Raw genomic sequence first — 4,228 nt, 5'->3', positions numbered from 1 at the left:
GAGCGGCTTTGGTCCGCTCTAAGTCTGGCAAACTGACGGCTGGGTTAGTCGCAGCCAACAACCAACAACCAACAACCAACAACCAACAACAATCAAAGCGGCTTTACACCGATTGGCAATTTCCCACACCAGATGGACGAGCTAGATTTGGGGCATATCACTCAAAAGGATTAGCAGAGCCACCCGATCCTGACTATCCCTTGATCTTGACAAACGGACGACTTTATGGTCACTGGCACACCCAAACCAGAACTGGTCGCATTCCCAAAATTCAGCAGATGCACCCCCAACCATTTATCGAAATTCACCCTCGCGATGCGCAAAAATTGGGAATTGAAGAGGGGAATTTAGTCGAAGTGCGATCGCGTCGCGGAGAGGCTATTTTTCCAGCTAAAGTCACAAAAGCGATCGCTCCAGGTACAGTGTTTGTCCCCATGCACTGGGGCGCACTCTGGGCAGATAATGCCGAAGTAAATACCTTAACTCATCCAGAAGCTTGTCCTGATTCTCTACAACCAGAATTAAAAGCTTGTGCTGTGCAATTGAGTTTGGTTACTGGGGATTCCCAGCTCAAGGCAGATCTAAAATCTGACATGACATTTGAGCGATCAAAGCCTCAATCTGAGTCCACAGCAGTAGGTGCTGTTTGATTGCTAGTCCCAAGAGTAAATTTTTAACAAACCACGATTGACACTAAGACACGAAGAAAGTTGTCAAATTCAGATCCTAGATGATAATCTGTTCCTGAGCGAAGGCGCTAGCGAATGTAACACAGAAAAATTGCACCGAGTAAAAGCGAGAAAACTGACCGTGTTAAAACAGACCTTGTTAAGAGTGAGTAGCTTTTTGTTAACTGGGCTAGTCACCACCATGCCAGTAGCAGCACAAGTGTCTCCACCTCTGTTGTTGAGCCAGGAACAAGCTACAGCTCAACTAAATCAACTCCTCCGTCGGGGGCGAGAGTTGGCCGATGCTGGTGATTATGGGGGAGCGATCGCAATTTATCAACAAGCTACAGCCTTAGATGGGCAAAATGCGAAGATTTTTTCCGGTATCGGTTACCTCCACACCCGTCAGGGGAACTTCCCTCAAGCAGCGAGAGCCTATCAACAGGCAACCGCCCTCGATCCCAATAATCCGGAGTTTAATTATGCCCTAGGCTACAGTTTAGCCAGTGCGGGAGACAATAGGGGTGCAGTAGCAGCATATCGCCGTGCAGTACAATTAAATGGCAATAATGTCAATTACTATTATGGGTTGGGAGCAGTACTCCTGCGAGAGCAAGATTATGATGGCGCGATCGCAGCTTATCGCCAAGTTATCAACCTCCAACCCAGAAATGCCCCAGTCTACGAATTAATTGGTCAAGTATTATTAGATCGAGGTCGTCCTCAAGAAGCAGTTAAGGCACTTCAGCAAGCTGTAACCCTAGCCCCACGCCAAAGCAGCGCACAGATGAGGTTGGGATTAGCTTGGATGCGTCAGGGAGATAAAAGTGCTGCTCTTGATGCGTTTGAGAAGGCGGCGCAGTTAGATCCCAACAGCGGGGAAGTTTTTCTCCAAATGGGTAAACTACTCCAAGCTCAAAAAGATTTATCAGGTGCAGTAGATGCCTTTGAACGTGCGATCGCATTGCAGCCCAATTCGACAGAAGCTCAAGCCGCCATCGGCGAGATTTTCCTATCCCAGGAAAATTACATGGAAGCAATTGTCGCTTACCGCCGTCTGACGGAAATCGCCCCCCAAGACCCAAAAGCTTACTATAATCTGGGATTAGCCCTCAAAGGTCGCGATCGCACGAGTGACGCGATCGCAGCTATTGAAAAAGCCCGCGATCTCTATAAACGTCAGGGGAACAACCAGGGTGTGCGGCAAGCTGAATCACTGTTGCGGGAACTTAAATAATTCTGAAGCTCAAAATCGCTTGTAATAGACAACCGTCAACTCTTTTCGTTGTGTATGTAGGTACTGTTAGTGATATGATGATCGATAGGAAGGTAGCGAGAAGAAATTAAAATACCCATTTAACTAAACTCCTACCTCTTTTCAAGACAGCCCAATAGTGGCTATCAAGAGAAGGAAAAAATCACAATCCCCGTGCCCATTCTCTATTTTGATGTGAGATAGATGGATATCAAACTAATTTTAGTGGTATTGACAATTGTTTTTACCGTGTCAACCTTAATTTTTGGCACTAAAAACGGGTTTTACGATTCAGACAACTATCATGGGAATGGCTCTGCTCACTAAGTTTTGTCAATCTAGCTCAACAGTCAGCCGCTATAGACACCAGAGGCAAGATTTAAGGAGAAAGAGTTTATATTCTCCATCCGCTAATCTCGAGCCTTAAGATCGGCGAAGCTAACTGTTGTGGGCTAGTGTTTAACAGCCTATGAGCAATCAAAGCCTATCTACATTCTCACCAGAGGATGAAAAATTAGCCTGTTTTCCTTATGGTGTTGGTCAGGGTGCCGAAGGAGTTTGTTTGCTACTGCAAATCGGTCCCCACCGGATACTCCTCGACTGTGGGTTAGAAGATATTTCTCCTTTAGTCGCCCCCGCCAATCAACCAATTGATTTAGTTCTATGCAGTCACGCTCACACGGATCACGCACAGGGATTACTATCTCTTCACCAAGCGTTTCCTCATTTACCGATATATGCCAGTGAAGTTACAACTCAACTATTACCCCTCAACTGGTCTTCTTTAGCACCGGATAAGGGGTTTGAACGAGACAAGGGGTTTAAACCCCTTGCCTCTTTCTGTCATGCTTTACCTTGGCGCACCCCCATCGAAGTTCGTCCAGGATTAACAGTTCAATTGTTTCCTGCTGGACACCTGCCAGGAGCAGCAGCATTTCTACTTACCTATACGGCTCCCCATCGAACCTACCGACTATTTTATACGGGGGATTTTTTCCTATCCAACTCGCGATTAGTTGAAGGTTTATCGGTTGAAGCGTTAAGGGGTACGCAGCCAGATGTGCTAATTCTAGAAGGCAGCTATGGCACAGCTAGACATCCCCACCGACGGCAACAGGAAAATCAGCTAGTGGAGAAGATTGAGCAGGGATTGGCTATCAATCGCTCAGTCTTGCTACCAGTCCCCACATTGGGGCTTGGTCAAGAAATCCTGATGCTACTGCGGAGTCATCACCAGTTTACTGGTCGCAACGTGGATATTTGGGTTGATGGCAGCGTTGCCGACGGGTGCGATGCCTATTTAGAACTTCTCCCTTACTTCCCCTCATCAGTACAAAACTTTGCCAGACATCAACCCCTATTTTGGGATGAACGGATTCGTCCTCGCTTGCGTCGGTTAGATGACGAACATCGGCGTAATATTGGTCAGTTTCCCTGTATCCTCCTGACTGACGAAACTGCTGACTTGGGGGTATACTGTCACCCAGACTCCGGTGATTGGCTCGTCCTTCGACCCGAACGACTCAGATACCCAATCGAAACCAGGGAGGTTGATGTCAGTACGGAAACCTATCTACTTACTGAACATAGTGACTGTTTAGGCACTACGCAGCTAATTCACAATCTCCGTCCACAGCACGTTATTTTTTTTCACGGGTCCCCAACTTACCTCACCGATCTTACTAGCTTAGAGGAGTTGCAAAACCGCTACCACCTTCATTGTCCAGCGCCAGGAACTTTAGTAGAACTTCCTATTGGTGAAACATTTATCCAACCTGCGCCACCAACTGAAACAAACTATGAAGGTGAACTAACCGAATTAGGGACAGTTGTCACCATTACTCTTCCAGAAGCGATCGCCGCCGATCCTCGTTGGCAGGATTTTGCTGATACTGGTTTAGTTGCAGCTCGCTGGCAAGGGGAGGACTTAGTGTTACGGGGTTTGTCGCAACGGGAATTGCTCAACCAGAACAGCAATTTTAAAATGCCAGCGAACATATCCTGTTGTGCTAATTGTCGCTACCAAAGAGGTCAACGTTGTTGGAATTCTGCCTCTCCTCTCTATGCCTTTAAAGTGACACCGGAGGGGTACTGTCCAGTCTTTGAACCGATTGTATCCCCTCCGGAAAAGTGAGTTTGTTATTTGTTGTTTGTTATTTGTTGTTTGTTGTTTGTTTAGTAATTGCTAATTTCCGATCGAATTGGAAACTTCTAAATTACTAAATATATTTCTTAGCGATTAACAATTAACTAACAACCAATAACCAATAACCAATAACCAATAACCAATAACCAATAACCAATA

The 4,228-nt window shown here is 46.2% G+C and carries 4 protein-coding genes; all 4 read left to right on the top strand.

Annotation, left to right across the window (positions count from 1 at the left end):
* Positions 1 to 650, top strand: a 650-nt coding sequence (locus NJ959_RS26325; protein ID WP_305069167.1) for a molybdopterin oxidoreductase family protein, incomplete at its 5' end; no start/stop codon positions are given.
* Positions 651 to 810: 160 nt separating this feature from the next.
* Entirely contained in the window at positions 811 to 1,905 is a 1,095-nt protein-coding gene (locus NJ959_RS26320) for a tetratricopeptide repeat protein (protein ID WP_254014723.1), read from the top strand.
* A 222-nt stretch (positions 1,906 to 2,127) separates the two neighbouring features.
* The gene (locus tag NJ959_RS31060) at positions 2,128 to 2,250 is read left to right on the top strand and encodes a DUF8629 family protein (RefSeq protein WP_507237495.1); all 123 of its coding nucleotides are present in this window, start codon (positions 2,128 to 2,130) and stop codon (positions 2,248 to 2,250) included.
* 142 nt (positions 2,251 to 2,392) lie between these two features.
* The gene (locus NJ959_RS26315; RefSeq protein WP_254014722.1) at positions 2,393 to 4,057 is read left to right on the top strand and encodes an MBL fold metallo-hydrolase; all 1,665 of its coding nucleotides are present in this window, start codon (positions 2,393 to 2,395) and stop codon (positions 4,055 to 4,057) included.
* The last annotated feature ends 171 nt before the right edge of the window (positions 4,058 to 4,228 follow it).

This window comes from Limnofasciculus baicalensis BBK-W-15, assembly GCF_024178385.1.
GTDB lineage: Bacteria > Cyanobacteriota > Cyanobacteriia > Cyanobacteriales > Coleofasciculaceae > Limnofasciculus > Limnofasciculus baicalensis.
Note: the sequence above shows the minus strand (reverse complement) of the source record. Positions and strands in the feature narration are given on the sequence as shown.

Coding starts and splice junctions, on each gene's coding strand:
- NJ959_RS31060 (WP_507237495.1), top strand. CDS start 2,128: ATGGATATCAAACTAATTTTAGTGGTATTGACAATTGTTTTTACCGTG.
- NJ959_RS26315 (WP_254014722.1), top strand. CDS start 2,393: ATGAGCAATCAAAGCCTATCTACATTCTCACCAGAGGATGAAAAATTA.